Here is a 16,209-nt window from a genome sequence, read left to right on the forward strand (position 1 = left end):
ACGGAGCGTGCCATCGTCAGCCACGGCGCACCTCATTGAGGCGAAAGCGGCGGCGCACCGGAAGCGGCGTGGTCGAACTGCCGCCCCAGACCGAGCCGTTCCGCGCGCGGCCCTTGGTGTCGACGAACAGCCACAACACCCGGAAAGCGTTATGGTCGTGCTTGCAGATCGCCCGGAACACGACGTGGAGCACTGGGCCGATCAGCAGCCAGGCCAGGCCATGCGCGGCCAGGAAGATCGTCGCCGTGACGATGATGTTGAGGCCCATGGCCTCCATCGGCACGCCCGCCACCATCGCCGGCCGTGTGCAGGCCAGGAAGAGCGGATCCTCTGCCAAGCGCTCGGCGGCGTCAGCCATCTCAGGCCCCTCCGCCGACGATCAGGTCGACGATGCCGGCGGCGCTGAAGATGACGATGATGCCGACCACGACTGTGCCCGCCCGGCGCATGTCGAGATGACCGAACATCCAGGCGATCCCGGTCACGATGATGGCGATCACCGCCAGGCCTCGAATGACGTTGCTGTTCAGCAGGTCGACGATGTTTTGGATGAAGGTCCCGATGTTGCCGCCGACGCCGCTGGACTGTGCGAAGGCGGGTTCCGCGCTGAAGAGCGCCATGGCCCCGGCGAGTAGAAGATGCGCCGCCCAAGGTCGGTGCGGCCGGAAGCGCAGCGTCATTGCAGAGCTCCAGTGGTGGATGATGTGGGTCGGATGACGAAGCCGCTGACCTGGCGGCTTGCGAACACATCCCAAGCTGGCGGGGTCGGCGCAGAGGGGGTCACCGCGTCTGCCGCCACCTGGCCGAACCCCTCATCAGCCGCAGCGCGGATGGCCGGCACCACATGACCGGCGGCGCGCATGACCTTGCCGACGTACCCATTGGTGAAGCCACGGGTGGCGCGGCCGGTGTTGTAGTAGGAGAAGGCCGTTCGGAGTGCCGCTTGCGGCCCGGACTGGGCGGGAGCAGCGCGACGATAGCCGTCTTGCAGCACGCGGGCGGCAGCCGCCAGATTCGCGCAGGGATCGAAGGCTTCCTCGACCGTCAGTCCGAGCCAAGCCAGGTTGCGGCTGTTGATCTGCGCGAGCCCAAGATCGACATTGCGACCGGCTGCGATCAGGGACGACGCCTGGGCAATTGCTTCGGCGCGCGTCGAGGGTGAGATGCGAATTGCGGAGCCGCCGTTGACGCCGATCGCGAGCGGATTGAACCGGCTCTCGACATGGACGACGGAGAGCAGTGTTTCGGGCGCAATGTCCGGCGCGCACTGTGCGGCCAGCGCCAGGGTGGCGGCGATCGAGAGCGACATGAAGAACCTGTAGACAGCGCGGTTTGGCGGCGGCTCTTCGCCGCCTCGTGCGACGATGCTGCCGACCCGAAGGTCTCTTCGCGAGGCGTAAGTCTACCCAGCCTCGAGGCGTAGACTTACGCCCGTACCTAGCCGATTAGACCGAGCTCGCGCGCGCACCACCGCCTGGACGCGCGTCTTGACGCCGAGGTGCCCGCAGAGCTTCGTCAGGTGTTTTTCGACCGTACGGCCAGAAAGGCCGAGGATTACGCCGATATCCGTCGCGCTCTTTCCTTCCTGAGCCCACGCGAGGCACTGCAACTGGCGCTCAGTGATGCTCCGATGAGGTACCATCTCAGGGGCCGATAGTCGGCCGCCAGCAGCGAGGAAGGTTTTGGACTCGGGCTTCAAAACAACTTCGGACACGCGAACTCTCCGTATTGGGTAGCCCCCCAACCGGACCGGCGCCTCTCCCGACGAACGGTCGGCAGGTCGCCCTAACGTTGTGGCGCAGAGCTTGGATACTACAGCACCACTACCTCAGATTGATTCCCTGTGGATAAGTTGGGGTCAATTCCCGCACGTTCTCGCCCGCATATTTACGGGGCTAAATCAACCCAAGCCGTATGGCCGTCGCGACGGCCTGAACTCTAGTACGCACACCTAGCCGGCCGCAGGCAGCGCCCAGATATTCATCAACCGTGCGGGGCGAGAGGCTCAACCTCCGAGCGATTTCGGGAGACGAAAGGCCATCAGCAACAAGACGTAGGCAATCGAGCTGACGGGCGCTCAGCGAGCGAACTGGACGGTCAAGGGCCATTTCGGCATCGCTATTCGCCTAGGTCGTCAGCGGCAACCATTTTTGCATGCAATCTGCGAGTTGGGATGCCGCGCATGCCTCCACTTGGTGGCGCGGTTTAGGGCCGCAGCTCAGTGTCAAGATCTCCTCCTGCAGATCGGCAGTTGCGGCAAGCCTGAGGAAATAATCGAGCGCCAACCGTTCCTTGATAGCGGCCGCCTAGGAGGCCCTCTCGCTCATCACCTCAAGCCACCCGGCCGCAGCGGTGTTCCGGTTCAGCGCGCCGAATGCGTCCAGACGATCGAGGAACGTAAGTGCCGCGTCGGCGAGGCTGTATTGCTCTCTCGCCTGGAAGGGGGTCGATAGATCATTCATCTTCAGCAGCAGGCTGCGTAACGCCTTGAGCGGAGGCCTGATCTCAGACGCTTCCATCCCGAACTCAACAACGCTCCGCCGCGGGGATTGGCGCGCAGGATCGGGGATGCGCCTGTAGGCGGCTTCGCGAGCCTCGGGCGTAAGGTTCAGATAGGGCTGGCGCGCCACCAGCGCATACGTCAACGCGCCCAACGGGGGATGGTAGACCTCGTCTGCAAGCTTGAGCCAGAGGTTCATGGTGGCCCGGTCCAATGCCGCTGCCGCTGCCGCTGCCGCTGCCGCTGCCGCTGCCGCTGCCGCTGCCGCTGCCGCTGCCGCTGCCGGGCGCAGGACACGGCCGCCGAAGGCGTCTTCCAAATAGTTCATGATGACGGTGGACTCGACGAGCACCACGCCACCGTGGACGAGGGTGGGGACGACGCCCGCCGGGTTGAGGCGCCGGTACTCAGGGGCGTACAGCCCCTCGCCCACGATAACCTCCTCGTCGAAGGCGATCTCCTTCGGCCAGCACGAGGCGCACCTTGGCCCCGCAGACCGCGTCGTTGAAGTGGTACAGCCGAAGGATCACGAGCCTGGGGCGCCTGTAAGCGCAGCGGCGATCTCGCGCCGGACTAGCTTGCCAACGGCATTCCTTGGGAGGGATGGCACCAGGTGCACGAACTTCGGCGCCTGAACGGACCCAACGCGCGCCTTGGCTGCAGCGATCAGCTCCTCAGAACTCGCAGAGAGATTTGGCTTGAGCACCACGGCGGCTTCGACCCGCTCGCCCCACTTCTCGTCAGAGACGCCGAAAACCACACACTCGGCGACAGCAGGGTGGCTCGCCAGCGCATTCTCGACGTCGACCGGGTAGACGTTGAAGCCGCCGCTGATGAGCATCTCTTTCGATCGCCCACGGATGAAGAGACGTCCGCCCTGGTCAAGGAAGCCAAGGTCGCCAGTGGACAGCCATCCATCGCGAAGGACCTGTTCCGTCAGGTCCGGCGCGTCCAAATACCCGTTCATAAGCAAATCGCCGGCAACACAGATCTCGCCGATCTCTCCAGGCCCCGCCGGAAGGCCATCGGCAGTCCGGATAGACACACGGTTCATCCGTCCTGGCCTGCCAACGGAACCCGCGAGATCATCTCTCGCGAGCTCGTCAGCGGTAGCCAGCGCAATCGTCTGCGGAGCTTCTACCTGCCCGTACGCCGCGTCGATCCGCGGGCCAAACACAGCCTGGGCGTGCCGGATCCGCGGCATTGGCATGGGCGCCGCACCGTAGCTGATGGCACGCAGAGAGGGGTAGGACCGCGCTGCAGCGGAGCTGTCCTCCAGGAGATTGTAGATGACCGTCGGAGGCAAGAAGCAGCGCGTCACGCCACGCCGCTCGAACGCGTCGAGGATGGCTCCGGCCGCAGGGGTCCTGAGCAGAATGTGACGCCCTCCAACCGCGAGGATCGGGAGGACGTAGACGCCCGCCGCATGACTGACGGGAGCGGCAACGAGGTTCACCTCGGAGCGATCGTATCCATAGGCGAACTGCAGGTTGGCGATGGCGGTGGCGCCAGCGCGGTAGCTTTGCATCACTCCCTTGGGAATGCCGGTAGAGCCACCCGTAAACTTGATGGCCTGAACGTCCTGCAGCGTGATCGGCCGCGCGCTGGGCCGACGCCCCAGGTTGGCGTGAATGACAGCCGCGAGGTTTCCTTGCGCCCGGCCTTCGGAGGCGCCGACGAGCACGGGCGCAAGGCTCGTGTCGAACCGGTCTAGGCAATCCTCGTCCGCGATTATGAGACCGGCGCGAGAGGCGAGGACGAGACGATCGAGCTCAGGTCGAGCATTGCGCGGATTGAGCGCAACCCAAGTGTTCCCCGAGGCATAGATCGCAAGGATCGCGATGAGATGCTCGACAGTGTTGTGCCCGCAGACCGCGATCCGACTTTGAGCAGCGGGGATCCGATCCTGGATGTATGCGGCAAGGGCGTCGACGGCGCCCGCTAGCTCGCGGTGTGTTAGCGCTCGATCGCCGGCTTCGGTCTCCACGGCAATGGCGTCTGGAGCGACGAGCGCGCCGCGGTACATGCAGTCGATAGGAAACATGGCCACCTCTCAAGAGGTGATTGCATGCAATGTCGTTTACGACAAGCCTAGCTGACGAGCTACAGCATCGGTACGTGGCCAGCATCCCTGCTTCATCGGCTCCAGCAGGTTCCGCAGGTTGTTGCGGCCTCCATAGATGTGTTGACGCATGACGTTCTCGGCTCGCTGGGGATCGCGCGCCAGAATGGCTTCGAACATCCAGCGGTGCTGGTCCTGCGCAGCCTTGATGACCGCGAATTGCTCGGCGAGGCGATCATACGTGCCGGCGAACGTACGCGCAGAGGCCAGAGGAATGACGTCGAGCGTCCCTGACCGCGAGCGCGCAGCGGGGGGGCTCAAAGCGCATTCAGCTCCGCGCAAGGACACGCAGCTACGGATGGGATGACATATTGCATGCACATGGCCCGTTTTCATACTGGTCAATGGGGAGCGGCCGCGCTAACTCAGGCATATTGCGTGCAACTGGGGTGGTGCGTGGGGAAGCTTCCTGTTCTCATAGTAGGCGCCGGGCCTGTTGGCCTCACGGCCGCGCTGCTCCTGCAAAGCTTGGGCGTCCAAGCACGCGTTGTGGAGAAGCGGAGCGGCTTGCACACGGCACCTCAAGCCCATGTGCTGAAGACGCGCACGCTGGAGATCTTCCGCACCCTCGGCCTTGATGAGGCAGTGCATTCTCGAGCCACACCCCGCGAGCAGCTCCGGTACATCAATTGGTTCGTTTCGTTAGCGGAGCCCAAGATTGCTTCTCTCGACCTGGCGTCAGTGCGGATGGGAGACTGGCTCGCCACCATAAGTCCCACCCGCGCAGCAAACCTCCCGCAGGACGAGCTCGAGGATCTGCTCCTTCAGGCGGTCGTCAAGCGCGGCATCGAGATCTCTTTCGATGTTGAGTGCGAAAGCGTCGAAGAGAGCGCCAGCGGGGCGCGGGTTTACCTGCGTCAACTTTTGTCGGGTCAGGTAGAAGAGGTCACCGCGGAATACGTGATCGCAGCGGATGGCGCGGGGAGCCGTCTGCGCAAGCAGGCTGGCATCCAGATGCAGGGGCCCAGCGCGATCGCGCACTACATCGCAATCTATTTCGGCTCTGACCTGCGGCCCTTCCTCAGCGACCACCCTGCGAACGTGAATTGGTGCGTGCAGCCGGAACACTCTGGCAGCCTGATCGTCCATGGAATCGATCGCCGAGCCGTGTTCATGCAGCCCTACGAGCCGGAGTTGGAGACCCTGGCGGAGTATGACGAGGCGCGTTGCGCGGAGATCGTGAAGGATGTGGTCGGAGACCGGAACCATCCGTTCGAGATTCGCGGGATTGGAAGCTGGACCAAGACGGCTCAGATAGCGGAACGATATCGCCACGGGCGGCTCTTCCTGGTGGGAGACGCGGCGCACCGGTTTCCGCCCACTGGAGGATTGGGCGCAAACACCGGGATCCAGGACGCCTACAATCTGGTGTGGAAGCTGGCCCTGGTCCTAAGTGGGGCGGCCAGGGAGGCGCTCCTGGACACCTATCAGGTCGAGACCCAGCCGGTTGCCCGCGCCAACTCGGCTCAGAGCCTGCACAACCAGTTGCGCAACCGCGGTGTTCACGAAGCGATCGGACTGACAGGCGATCGAGAGCACGACTGGAAGGTCCTAGCGCAACTGCGACAACCATCGGCGACCGCGCAGGAGCTTCGACGTCTTGCCCAAGCGGCTGCGGAGGATCAACGCCCGCACTACACCTCCCTCGGCCTTGACCTCGGCTACTCTTATGAAGGCGGCGCGGTGATCCCTGACGGAACCGAGCGGATCTGGAAGGACACGACGACCTATCTTCCGAACACCCGCCCAGGCTCTCGGTTGCCTCATGCATCGATCACGAGAGAGGGCGCGACTCTCTCCGTGCACGACCTACTTTCCTACGATCGCTTCACACTGCTCGCCGGGGGGCAAGGCCAGGCCTGGCTCGCAGCCGCGTTAGCCCTCCGCGACTCCGGCATGAGCATTTCCTCTGAGCAGATTGGCGGTGCGTCACCGCTTCAGGATCCGCAGGGCTCCTGGCGCGAGTTGTGCGGGCACCGTCCGTCGGGTGCGCTGCTTCTCCGCCCCGACGGGCACGTAGCTTGGCGGTCACAGGGAGCGGACCCAGCTCCGCGGAAGACTTTGGCCGATGTCATGCACCAACTCCTTGGAGGCCCGCCAACTCCCGGTTCATCAGCGTAGGAGGAGCTTCAGGCGCTCGATCAGGTCGAGTTCCTTCTCGATCGTCGCGCGCACCTTCTCCGTCAGCCTGTCCCGGAACCGCCAGGCCGCGCCTTCTCAGGCGAGGTGCCGCAGGTGCTGGATGGCGGTCTTGCCCAACGGCACCGGCTCGTCCGTGTATTCGCACCTCAGCTCGGAGAGGTCGAGGCCGATCCGGCCGGCGATCTCGGCGCTGCGTTCCGCCATCCCGCGGAACCGGGCGAACAACCGCGCCATCTCGCCCGGCGGCTTCAGATGCCGCTCGGCGTAGGCCTCGAGCACGAAGCCCGGCATGTGCACGGTCCGGCCCTCGCGGATGCAGGTCAGCAAGTCCCGCCAGCGCCGCCGTGGCCCCGCGCCTCAACGGCGTCACCGTCACGGCGTCATAGACCCCGCCGCACAGCGCGGGCGCGTCAAAAGCGGAGGTTCAGTTGCGCCTCCACCGTGCGGGGCGCGTCCATCACCTTGACGCGTCCGTCGGGGCCGGTCCCGCCGAAGGCGTTGCCGACGGGATTGGGCGTCACGAAGCTGAAGGTCCGCTCGTCGGTGAGGTTGCGAACCGACAACGCCATCTCCCAGCGGTCGCCGGGCGCGGCGATCGCCACCCGCACGTCGGCCTTGGCGAACGCGGCCTGGACGGCCTGCGGATCGTTTGTCGAGGTGTAGCGCGCCGCGTCGGAGAAGCGGATCCCGAGGCTCGTCCGCAGCTCGAAGTCGCGCAGGGGGCGGCGCCAGTTCAGCGACGCCGAGCCGTTCCAGCGTGGGGCATAGGGCAGGCTCACCCCGTTGAAGCTGCAGGTGCCCGGCAAGGCGCCGTTCGCGGGCTGGCCCAGCGCGCACTGGCCGGCGGCGAAGTCGGTGAACTCCGCGTGCAGATACGCCAGCGACGCCAGCGCCGACAGGGTGGGCGTGATGCGCCACGCGGTCTCCACCTCCACGCCGTAGCTCTCCGCCTCCCCGGCGTTGCGTGTCGTGAAGTTCAGCCCCGTGCCGTTCGGATCGATCGTGGTGAGCTGCAGGTTCTCGTACTGCGTCAGGAAGGCGGTGGCGTTGAGATAGGCGCGTCGATCCAGCAGCTGGAACTTGCCCCCGGCCTCCAGGGACCGCGAGCGCTCGGGCTTGATCTGGAAGCTCGCCAGGCGGGCGCCGGCGATATCGCCCTGGAACCCGCCGCCCTTCGACCCCTTGGCCAGGCTCAAGAACAGCATGGCATCCGGCGTCGCGTCCCACTGCAGTACCGCGGAAGGATCGAACAGCTCCTCGGACCGTGCGTCCTGGAAGGCGATGGTGGTGGGGGCCGTTCCGCCCAGGGCGCCGGCGCCGGTGATCTGGCGGTAGCTGGCGGTCTTGTCCTCCCAGGTGTAGCGCAGTCCGACCTTGGCGCGGAGCGTCGGCGTGAGCTTGAGGACGCCCTCCGCAAAGGCGGACCAGATCTTGGTCTCTTGGTCGAAATAGCGGCGGTTGCTCCCGTTGATTGCGAACGTCTGGTGCGTGCCGCGGGTGATGAAGAGGTCGCTGCGCTGGCCGTAGAGGCCCACGATGTAGTCGAAGCGCTGGCCTTCCGGCGAGACGAGCCGGATCTCCTGCGACCACTGCTCGTAGTCCTCGTTGAACCGCGAGTAGCTGAGGTCGGGGGTGTAGTAGTCGGAATCGAGGCCGGTGGCGGCGCGGTAGGCCGAGTAGCCCGAGACGGCCGTGAGCGTGTGGCCGGCCAGGTCCTTGTCCAGGCGTACCATGCCGTTCTCGGCGCGGATCTCGTCGAACTCCGGGCCAAGCGCGCTGCCGGCCTCACGGGTCTTGTCGAAGCGGATGCCGCGGCTCGCCGACACAGTCTGGAAGGGCTGGCCTCCGATGCGGCGCCGCTGGGCTTCGAACTTGCTGACCGCGTCCAGGCCCTCGCCTCGGTAGTCAAAGACGAGGCGGCCGACGAAGGCCTGGGGTCGTGGGTCCTCGGCGCCGGTGACGCGGTTGGTCAACTGGCCCTCGGCCTGGTCCTCGGCCATCAGCGACAGGCGCGCGCCGACGCGGTCCGTCAGCGGCCCCGAGACCACGCCGCTGACCTGGGTCCGCTGCAGGACGAACTCCCGGGACAGCCCGAAGCGGGCCATGGGCGCCGCGGTGGGTCGTGCCGTCACCGCCACGATGGCCCCGGCGCTGGTGTTCTTGCCGACGAGCGCGCCCTGCGGCCCGCGCAGCACCTCGATGTGATCCACGTCGAAGTAAGGCGCCGCAAATTGCTTGGGGCGGCCGGCGTAGACGCCATCGATGAACATCGAGACGTTCTGTTCGAAGGCCAGACTGCCGGTGCTTGAGCCGATCCCGCGCATCACCACGATGGGGATCGAGGGCGTCTCCGAAATGACCAGGTTGGGGATGTAGTCGTCGATCTCGGACAGGGTCGAGACGCCCGTTTCCTCCAAGACCTTGCCGGTCACCACACTCACCGAGATCGGAACGTCCGACAGCGCCACGTCGCGCTTGGTGGCGGTGACCACGACCTCCTCGATCTGCGCCTCCTGGGCCCAGGCGGGGGCGGCCAGGAGCGGCGTTGCGGCGCCGGCGAACAGGATGGCGCGGTGGATCAGGGATCTGGGCATGCGGCTCCTTCGGCCGTCCGGGACGGCCTGGATGGCGGGTATGGAGGGAAGGCGAAGGATTAGGCCGTTGCGGCGGCGTCGCTCCAAAGTAGCGGGAAGAGGTCGCCGGTCAGGGGCGCGCCGTCGGGCAGGCCGGCTTCGATGCCGCTCGGCGAGAAGCGGCGCCGGAGCCAGACTGCGTCGTCGCCCGCCAGCCGCACGGACAGGCCGCGGCGCCTGCGGTCCAGGGTGGCGTTGCCCTGGGCCCCGTGCAGGGTGAGCACATGGTGGAACGTGGCGTCGCCCGGCTCCATCTCGTAACAGACGAAGTCCAGGTCCTCGCGCCCCTCGATCTGCGGCAGCGGGCCGTCGAACTCATCGGCGTCGAGGGCGTCGCCGGAGGCGAAGCTCACCGGCTGGAACATCTTCCCCCAGCGATGCGAGCCCCTGACGAAGCTCATGGCGCCGCTGTCGCGGGTCACCGGGTCCAGGCCGATCCAGAACGAGGCCAGTTGTCGGCCGTCGCAACGGAAATAGGGTAAATCCTGGTGCCAGGGCGTCGGCGCATCCGTGCCGGGCTCCTTGACCAGCAGGTGGTCGTTGTAGAGCCGGGCACGGTGCGAGCTCAGGAGCCGCCCCGCCGCCGCCCCAATCCCGGATTGCGTGAGGAACGCCCGGATCGTCGGGTTCGTGCGGTGCATGTAGATGTCGGTGAAGAAGCGGCCGCCGTCTTCGGTGATGTCACGGGCTTCCGATCCCGGGCTCGCCATCACCTGTTCGACGGCGTCGCGCAGCCGCTCGATCCACTCCGGCTCCACGAGACCGCGCAGACAAACCACGCCATCGCACTCGAACGTCGCGACTTCCGCGTCCGTGACCATGGTATCCTCCGGCGGCCGTCGGTATGCTGGGAGGCATTATGCATGCATGCAATCCACAAGGCGCGACCGTTAGGGTTCTCGGCGACGCTGATTCGCGGGTTGGCGCTCTGGCACCCCACGCGGCCGTGCGGCGCGTGGATCATGCCCATCCGTACGGAGCTGGCCGCCGCCAGCGCCGCTCAGCTCACCAGGCGCAGGATAGAGAGATTGTCGTCCGACTCGGTCTTGAGCCGTTCCAAGAGCCGGCGAAGATTGTTGCGGCCGTCGTAGATGTGCTGCCGCATCACGGTCTCGGCGCGGTGCGCGTCGCCGGCCAAGATCGCTTCATAGACCCATCGATGCTGCGCCTGGGCGGTGCGGATGACCGCCAGCTGCGCGCCCAAATGGTCGGAGATGCCGGCGAAGGTCCGCGCTGAAGCCAGGGGGATCATCTCCAGCCGACGGACGAAGTCGGCGAGGACCTGGTTGTCCGCCGCCTCCACGATGGCGTTATGGAAGGCGCCGTTGATCTCGCTCCAAGTCTGCACGTCGCGATGGTCGATCCGGGTCTTCAGCAACAGGCCGTCGATCTGCAGCAGGCAGCCTTCGAGCGTTCGCTGATGGCTCTCGCCCAAGCCCCGCTTGGCCGCGAGGCCGGCGGCCATGCCCTCCAACTGCTCGCGCACCGCGACCGCGTCGACAATGGTGTCGATCGAGAACCGCCGAACCACGAAGCCGCGATTGGCGTGGTATTCGAGCAGGCCCTCCTTCGCCAGTTCGCTGAGCGCCAGCCGGATGGGTGTGCGCGAGACGTTCAATCGATCCGCCAGCAGCTTCTCGCCCAACTTCTGGCCCGCCGCGAACTCGCCTTTCATGAGTAGTTCGCGCAGCTGCGCGATCGCCGCCTCCGTCTGTGTCGACACCATATAGCTCCTGCAGTCCGCCCCCATGATGCATACAATCATTAGGCGAATGCAAGCCCGCCGCCCACTTGACGCCTTGATGGCATTCTCGCATGTTTATTGCATGCAATCTCTTCCGCTCCCCACGGAAACCTCTGTTCTCATCGTCGGCGCCGGGCCCGTGGGTCTCGCCTTGGCGCTGGACCTGGGCTGGCGCGGGGTCTCATGCCTGGTGGTGGAACAGACCGATGGTCACGTCGAGCAGCCGCGGATGGACATGGTCGGCGTCCGCAGCATGGAGTTCTGCCGCCGCTGGGGGATCGTAGGCGCTGTGGAACAGGCGGGGTTCCCTCGCGATCTCCCGCAGGACATCGTCTATTCGACCGCGGTGTTCGGCCACGAGATGGGCCGCGACGCCAAGCCCAGCATGTCGCAGGAGCCGATTCCGGCCTTTAGCCCGCAGCGACGGGAGCGCTGTCCGCAGAACTTTTTCGACCCCGTCCTGCGGCGGGCCGCTGAGCAGCTGCCGGACGTGACACTCCGGTTCGGCTGGCGCTTCGTCGATCTGGAGACAAGCCCCCACGGCGCCGTGGCCCGCCTCATGGGCCCAGAGGGCCAGGAGGCCCGGGTCGCATACTGCTATCTCGTGGGATGCGATGGGGCGGGGAGCCCTGTCCGCCGGCGGCTGGGGATCAAGCTCATCGGACCGGAGGCGCTCACCTACAGCCTGAACGTCCTGATCCGGTGCGAGGACCTCCTGGCCCGGGCGGGGACCCGGCGCGCTTATCGGCATGTCCTCATCGGGACCGAAGGCATCTGGGCCACCCTGGTGGCGATCAACGGGCGTGACGTCTTCCGGCTGCAGATCGTGGGGGGCGGCGAACCGCGCGAATGGACACCGGCGCAGGTCGACGCCGCCGTGCGCCGGGCGCTCGGTGCCGACCTCGCGTTCGAGGTGCTCTCCGTGATGCCGTGGGTGCGCCGCCAGATGGTCGCCGAGCGCTTCCGCAGCGGACCCTGCTTCCTCGCGGGCGACTCCGCCCACCAGATGTCGCCCACGGGCGGCTACGGCATGAACACGGGCCTGCAGGAGGCGGTCGATCTCTCCTGGAAGCTCGCCGCGACCCTGGAGGGCTGGGGCGGCGAGCGGCTGCTGGACAGCTACGACGACGAGCGCCGGCCGATCGCCGCGCGCAACGCCGCCCAGGCCTCGGCGAATCTCGGACGGATGAAGCAGGCGGCGACCCATCCGCGGCTGCTCGATCCGGGTCCGGACGGCGAAGCGGCGCGGACGCAGGTCGGCAGCGCCGTGGCCGAGTTGATGCAAGAGGAGTGGCGTTCCGTGGGCGTCCACCTGGACTGCCGATACGACGCCTCGCCGATCTGCCGCCTCGAGGCCGAGCCCGGTCCCGTCTACACTCCCACCACCTATGTGCAGACCGCGCGCCCGGGGTCGCGTGCGCCGCACGTCTGGCTCGCGGATGGGCGCTCGACCCTGGATCTCTATGGCCGCGGTTTCACACTGCTTCAGCTCGGCGGCGAGGCCGACCCTCTGCCCCTCCTAAGCGCCGCGCGCGCACGCGGGGTGCCGCTCCGCCTGCAACGAGTCGACTCGCCCGCCGTGCTGACCGCTTACGAGCGGCGGCTCGTGCTCGTGCGACCCGATGGGTACGTGGCCTGGCGGGGCGATGAGGCACCGCGCGACCGCTACGCGCTCTTCGACCAGATCCGTGGCGCAGGTGACGCGGCCACGCCCCAAGAGGAGACTGCCCGTGACCGTATCGTCCCCTGAGACCGACCTGATGACGCTGGTCCCGCTGCGGATCAGCGAGGTCGTGCTAAAGACGCAACGCTTCGAGGAGATGAAGGGGTGGTACACACGCGTCGTCGGCGTGGCCCCCTTCTTCGAGCGGACGCCGCCGCCCGGCCAGGATCTCTCGGGTCTCGGGCGGGCAAGCGACCGCAGGATCGCGTTCATCCGCCTCCACCTGGACCATCCCTACGCTCAGGTTCTGGGACTGTTCGAAGTGCCGGAGGTGACGGGCGAACCCAAGATCGAGCCGGGTCTGGATCATATGCAGCTGCGCAACGCCAGCCTGGCGGAGCTGGTCCGCCGCTTCGAACTGCTGAAGGCCTTGGGCCAGCACCCGTTCCGCACCGCCAACCACGGCCCGGGCACGAGCTTCTATTACAAGGACCCGGACGGAAACCGCGTCGAGCTCTCGGCGTCCAACTTCGACACCGAGGCGGAGTACCTCGCCTACTTCCAGTCCGAGAGCTACCGGCGCAATCCCTCCGGCATCGAGATCGATGTGGAGGACTTCGTCGCCCGCTTCCGCGCGGGGACTCCACGGCGCGAACTCGTGGCGATCGACTAGTCTGCAGCCAGCGCCCGGCGGCGCGGCCGCCGGGGCTCAGGCGACCTTGCTGGCTCGCAGCAGCTCGCTGTCCAACAACTCGAAACCCGAGCAGAAGACGAACGGGACGCCTTGCCGCCGCAACGCTCGGCCAAGGGATAGACGAGCTCGCCCCCGAGATTGACACCCAGGACCGCGGCGTCCGGAAGGCCGCCAGCGATAAGCGCGCGCGCCTCCTGGAGCGTCGCGGCGGGGCCCAGCACATCCCACCCGAGCGATGACAGGTCCTTCGCGAGGGCCATGGCGATGGCGCTGAGGCCGAACATCCGCTCGGCGGCGGGGTTGAACTCCACGATGCTCTACACTTGGTGGATCGTGATGATCGCATCCATGGCGGAGGCGAGGATGCCCTCAAGCCGCTGCATGGTCTGAGGCGCGCGCCGCGCCGATTGCAGCCGCCGCGACTAGTCCGCCATCGCCGTCCCTCGAACGCTCTCAGGACTCTCGTTCGAGGCCCGCACTAGGGGCCGGATCGTCCCCGCCGACCCCATGGGCGTTCAGAAGCAACGCCAGCCAGCTGTAGAAGCCGGCGATGCTGAGCAGTTCGACCAGGCCGGGCCGGCCAAAGCGGGTCACCGCCGCGCCGAAGGTGGCGTCGGACAGGGTACCGGTGCGCAGGACCTCCCGGCAGAGCGCATAGACGAGCGCCTCATCGACGCTCGCGAACGTGGCCTCCTCATCGGCGGCCAAAGCATTCAAGCTCTCTTCGGACACCCCCGCGGCCCGCGCCAGCGGGGCGTGCACGCGCCATTCGAAGCCTTGGTCCCAATGGCGCGCCGTGACCAGGATGGCCAACTCGGTGAGGGTGGCCGGCAGGCTGGCGCCGAACCGGAGGGCCGCGCCGACCTCCTGCGCCGGTCCGGCGAGGTGGGGCGCTTCGAGCAGGATGTGATGGGGGGCCAAAACGGCGCCGCGCGGGCCGGAGACGATGGCGTCGTAGACCCTCCGCTGCTGTGGATCCAGGTCCGCGCGCGTGCGCTCGATGTAGCGTCTCATGCCATCTCCAAAAGAATTGGCGCCGGACGGGTTCGCCCGGCGCCAGGTCGCTTCGGGGAGGAAGCATCTAGAAGCGGCGAGTGACCTCGAACCGCCATTCGGTCGGGAGGTTGGTGCGCGCGGTCCGCCCTTGGGCGGCCACGGCCGGCGCCAGCCAAAACTGGTTGTCGAACAGGTTCTTCACGACACCGCGCACCGTGTAGTCCTCGTTGCGGTAGCCGGCCGAGAGATCGAACAGCGCCCGGTCCGCCACCCGGCGGGTGAAGGGCTGGGTCTGCGCCTGATCGTGCGCCTGCTGCCACTCGCCGGTGTAGCCGAGCGTCGCGAACAGGGCATGCTCGCCGATCGTGTGCTCCACGCCCAGCGAAGCGCTGGCCTGCCACTTCGGCAGGAGCGGGATCCGGTTGCCGAAGATCGGAGCGCCGGCGACGGTGACCATGCCGGTCGCCGCATTGATCGTCGGGTTCGCCCGCGCGTCGGGGTCCGTGTAGAAGCCCTCTGCGTAGTTCATGCCGATGTAGGTGGTGACCAGGGTGTTCTCGCCCAGCCGCGTGCGGGTCCGCACCTGCACTTCGACGCCATACTGCTCCGAGGTGCCGCCGTTCTTGTTGTTGATGATGCTGTCGCTCGGATTGATCACCGTGGCCGTCGAGTCGATGATCACGTCATCGCTCTCGATGTAGTAGCCGGCGATGTCGAGGAAGACCGAGTCCAGCACCGGCACGCTGCTGTATTCGCCCTTGAAGCCCAGCTCGTAGGAGATGTTGGTCTCCGGGTCGAACGTGCCGGGCAGGAGGTCGGTGCGCGTCGGCGATAGGGTGTTGCCGGTACGGTCGTTGAAGCCGCCCGCGCGGTAGCCGGTGGCGATGCGCCCGAAGATATTGGAGTTGTCGGTCACCGCGAACTTCGCGCTGACCGCCGGCGAGAAGTCGGTGCTCTTCAGGCTGTCCGAACGCCGTGCGGGGTTGATGAAGCGGTCATAGACCCGGACCGCGTTGCTGCCGAACTCCTGAGCGCCGTCGAAGTCCGCCGTATCGTGGATCAGCCGCCCTTCGATCGTCATCTCAAGACGCTCGGTGAGCGACAGGTTCAGCGACGCGAAGCCGGAGTACGACTTCGATTTCACATGGTAGGCGGCGATGTTGTTCGCGTTGGCCGGATTGGCCCGCGGGCAGACCGCAGGCGTCGGGACGAGCGCGCAGATCGTTCCCTCGTAGCTGAACCGCTCGGTCTCGTCGGCCAGGAACTCCACGCCGCCCGCGAAGTCGCCGCTCAGGCCGAACAGGGTCACCGCGTGGGTGTAGTCCAGGCTCTGCTGGTAGGCGTCGATGGTCGTGTCCCGGAAGCCGACCCAGAACTCACGCCCGGCGGCGGCTGAGGTGTTGAAGGGCTGTCCGAACAGCGCGTCACGGTCGAAGTAGAGCTTCTGCTTGACCCACTTGCCGCTCGTGCGGCTGGTGAGCACCCCTCCCGCCAGATCCCAGGTGAGCTCCGCCGACAGCGCGGTCGTCTTGCGCAGGAAGCGGTCGCGGGTGTCGACCATCGGCGTGTAGGGGTCGTCGGGGCTGGTTGGTCTGACCCCCTTGAAGTGATCCATCCCTTATGTTGGTCCGAGGACCATTTGGATGGATGGAACGATGGCAAGGAAGCGCCACAAGCCGGAAGAGATTGTCGCCAAGCTGCGTCAGGTTGATGTG

The 16,209-nt window shown here is 66.6% G+C and carries 17 protein-coding genes; 3 read left to right on the forward strand and 14 right to left on the reverse strand.

Annotated elements, in window-relative coordinates; all coding sequences use genetic code 11:
- Positions 1-16: 16 nt before the first annotated feature.
- The 8 genes from ACO2Q0_RS20345 to ACO2Q0_RS20380 all read right to left on the reverse strand — a co-directional run bounded on the left by ACO2Q0_RS20345 (position 17) and on the right by ACO2Q0_RS20380 (position 4,883).
- On the reverse strand, positions 17-358 hold the full coding sequence (locus tag ACO2Q0_RS20345) for a type IV secretion system protein VirB3 (RefSeq protein WP_423353340.1): 342 nt from the start codon (positions 356-358) through the stop codon (positions 17-19).
- A 1-nt stretch (position 359) separates the two neighbouring features.
- On the reverse strand, positions 360-680 hold the full coding sequence (locus ACO2Q0_RS20350) for a TrbC/VirB2 family protein (RefSeq protein ID WP_423353341.1): 321 nt from the start codon (positions 678-680) through the stop codon (positions 360-362).
- Positions 677-1,309 carry a lytic transglycosylase domain-containing protein gene (locus ACO2Q0_RS20355; protein WP_423353342.1) on the reverse strand — a complete coding sequence of 211 codons (633 nt, stop codon included), beginning with the start codon at positions 1,307-1,309 and terminating at the stop codon, positions 677-679. The genes ACO2Q0_RS20350 and ACO2Q0_RS20355 overlap by 4 nt, the downstream gene beginning before the upstream one ends.
- Positions 1,310-1,402: 93 nt before the next feature.
- Positions 1,403-1,642 carry a helix-turn-helix domain-containing protein gene (locus ACO2Q0_RS20360; protein WP_423353362.1) on the reverse strand — a complete coding sequence of 80 codons (240 nt, stop codon included), beginning with the start codon at positions 1,640-1,642 and terminating at the stop codon, positions 1,403-1,405.
- Positions 1,643-1,895: 253 nt separating this feature from the next.
- The gene (locus ACO2Q0_RS20365; RefSeq protein ID WP_423353343.1) at positions 1,896-2,108 is read right to left on the reverse strand and encodes a LuxR C-terminal-related transcriptional regulator; all 213 of its coding nucleotides are present in this window, start codon (positions 2,106-2,108) and stop codon (positions 1,896-1,898) included.
- Between the two features lie 198 nt (positions 2,109-2,306).
- Complete coding sequence (locus tag ACO2Q0_RS20370; protein ID WP_423353363.1) at positions 2,307-2,957, reverse strand: glutathione S-transferase family protein; 651 nt, start codon at positions 2,955-2,957, stop codon at positions 2,307-2,309.
- Positions 2,958-3,026: 69 nt separating this feature from the next.
- On the reverse strand, positions 3,027-4,544 hold the full coding sequence (locus tag ACO2Q0_RS20375) for a class I adenylate-forming enzyme family protein (protein WP_423353344.1): 1,518 nt from the start codon (positions 4,542-4,544) through the stop codon (positions 3,027-3,029).
- A gap of 36 nt (positions 4,545-4,580) precedes the next feature.
- Positions 4,581-4,883 carry an FCD domain-containing protein gene (locus tag ACO2Q0_RS20380; protein ID WP_423353345.1) on the reverse strand — a complete coding sequence of 101 codons (303 nt, stop codon included), beginning with the start codon at positions 4,881-4,883 and terminating at the stop codon, positions 4,581-4,583.
- A gap of 60 nt (positions 4,884-4,943) precedes the next feature.
- On the opposite strand from ACO2Q0_RS20380, the gene ACO2Q0_RS20385 reads away from it, so the two are divergent.
- Complete coding sequence (locus ACO2Q0_RS20385; protein ID WP_423353346.1) at positions 4,944-6,743, forward strand: FAD-dependent monooxygenase; 1,800 nt, start codon at positions 4,944-4,946, stop codon at positions 6,741-6,743.
- A gap of 96 nt (positions 6,744-6,839) precedes the next feature.
- Here the strand turns inward: ACO2Q0_RS20385 and ACO2Q0_RS20390 are convergent, their stop codons facing one another.
- From ACO2Q0_RS20390 to ACO2Q0_RS20405, 4 genes are all read right to left on the reverse strand, one after another.
- Positions 6,840-7,091: a hypothetical protein gene (locus ACO2Q0_RS20390; RefSeq protein ID WP_423353347.1), complete on the reverse strand. Its 252-nt coding sequence runs from the start codon at positions 7,089-7,091 to the stop codon at positions 6,840-6,842.
- An 83-nt stretch (positions 7,092-7,174) separates the two neighbouring features.
- Complete coding sequence (locus ACO2Q0_RS20395) at positions 7,175-9,358, reverse strand: TonB-dependent receptor (protein WP_423353348.1); 2,184 nt, start codon at positions 9,356-9,358, stop codon at positions 7,175-7,177.
- Between the two features lie 59 nt (positions 9,359-9,417).
- A complete protein-coding gene (locus ACO2Q0_RS20400; RefSeq protein WP_423353349.1) occupies positions 9,418-10,218 on the reverse strand; it encodes a phytanoyl-CoA dioxygenase family protein in 801 nt (266 codons plus the stop codon).
- A gap of 179 nt (positions 10,219-10,397) precedes the next feature.
- A complete protein-coding gene (locus ACO2Q0_RS20405; protein WP_423353350.1) occupies positions 10,398-11,120 on the reverse strand; it encodes a GntR family transcriptional regulator in 723 nt (240 codons plus the stop codon).
- A 103-nt stretch (positions 11,121-11,223) separates the two neighbouring features.
- Here ACO2Q0_RS20405 and ACO2Q0_RS20410 point away from each other — a divergent pair, with 103 nt between their 5' ends.
- Both ACO2Q0_RS20410 and ACO2Q0_RS20415 read left to right on the forward strand, forming a co-directional pair.
- Positions 11,224-12,891 (forward strand): FAD-dependent monooxygenase, encoded by a 1,668-nt coding sequence (locus tag ACO2Q0_RS20410; RefSeq protein ID WP_423353351.1) that lies wholly within the window; start codon positions 11,224-11,226, stop codon positions 12,889-12,891.
- Complete coding sequence (locus tag ACO2Q0_RS20415) at positions 12,872-13,477, forward strand: VOC family protein (RefSeq protein WP_423353352.1); 606 nt, start codon at positions 12,872-12,874, stop codon at positions 13,475-13,477. Before ACO2Q0_RS20410 ends, ACO2Q0_RS20415 begins: the two co-directional genes overlap by 20 nt.
- A 474-nt stretch (positions 13,478-13,951) precedes the next feature.
- Here the strand turns inward: ACO2Q0_RS20415 and ACO2Q0_RS20420 are convergent, their stop codons facing one another.
- Entirely contained in the window at positions 13,952-14,512 is a 561-nt protein-coding gene (locus ACO2Q0_RS20420; RefSeq protein WP_423353353.1) for a carboxymuconolactone decarboxylase family protein, read from the reverse strand.
- A 67-nt stretch (positions 14,513-14,579) separates the two neighbouring features.
- Positions 14,580-16,109: a TonB-dependent receptor domain-containing protein gene (locus tag ACO2Q0_RS20425; protein WP_423353354.1), complete on the reverse strand. Its 1,530-nt coding sequence runs from the start codon at positions 16,107-16,109 to the stop codon at positions 14,580-14,582.
- Positions 16,110-16,209 lie beyond the last annotated feature (100 nt).

Origin of the sequence: Phenylobacterium sp. VNQ135, assembly GCF_049445735.1 — a bacterium.
GTDB lineage: Bacteria > Pseudomonadota > Alphaproteobacteria > Caulobacterales > Caulobacteraceae > Phenylobacterium.

Coding starts and splice junctions, on each gene's coding strand:
- ACO2Q0_RS20410 (WP_423353351.1), top strand. CDS start 11,224: ATGCAATCTCTTCCGCTCCCCACGGAAACCTCTGTTCTCATCGTCGGC.
- ACO2Q0_RS20375 (WP_423353344.1), bottom strand. CDS start 4,544: ATGTTTCCTATCGACTGCATGTACCGCGGCGCGCTCGTCGCTCCAGAC.
- ACO2Q0_RS20365 (WP_423353343.1), bottom strand. CDS start 2,108: ATGGCCCTTGACCGTCCAGTTCGCTCGCTGAGCGCCCGTCAGCTCGAT.
- ACO2Q0_RS20355 (WP_423353342.1), bottom strand. CDS start 1,309: ATGTCGCTCTCGATCGCCGCCACCCTGGCGCTGGCCGCACAGTGCGCG.
- ACO2Q0_RS20345 (WP_423353340.1), bottom strand. CDS start 358: ATGGCTGACGCCGCCGAGCGCTTGGCAGAGGATCCGCTCTTCCTGGCC.
- ACO2Q0_RS20360 (WP_423353362.1), bottom strand. CDS start 1,642: ATGGTACCTCATCGGAGCATCACTGAGCGCCAGTTGCAGTGCCTCGCG.
- ACO2Q0_RS20420 (WP_423353353.1), bottom strand. CDS start 14,512: ATGAGACGCTACATCGAGCGCACGCGCGCGGACCTGGATCCACAGCAG.
- ACO2Q0_RS20385 (WP_423353346.1), top strand. CDS start 4,944: ATGGCCCGTTTTCATACTGGTCAATGGGGAGCGGCCGCGCTAACTCAG.
- ACO2Q0_RS20395 (WP_423353348.1), bottom strand. CDS start 9,358: ATGCCCAGATCCCTGATCCACCGCGCCATCCTGTTCGCCGGCGCCGCA.
- ACO2Q0_RS20350 (WP_423353341.1), bottom strand. CDS start 680: ATGACGCTGCGCTTCCGGCCGCACCGACCTTGGGCGGCGCATCTTCTA.
- ACO2Q0_RS20425 (WP_423353354.1), bottom strand. CDS start 16,109: ATGGATCACTTCAAGGGGGTCAGACCAACCAGCCCCGACGACCCCTAC.
- ACO2Q0_RS20400 (WP_423353349.1), bottom strand. CDS start 10,218: ATGGTCACGGACGCGGAAGTCGCGACGTTCGAGTGCGATGGCGTGGTT.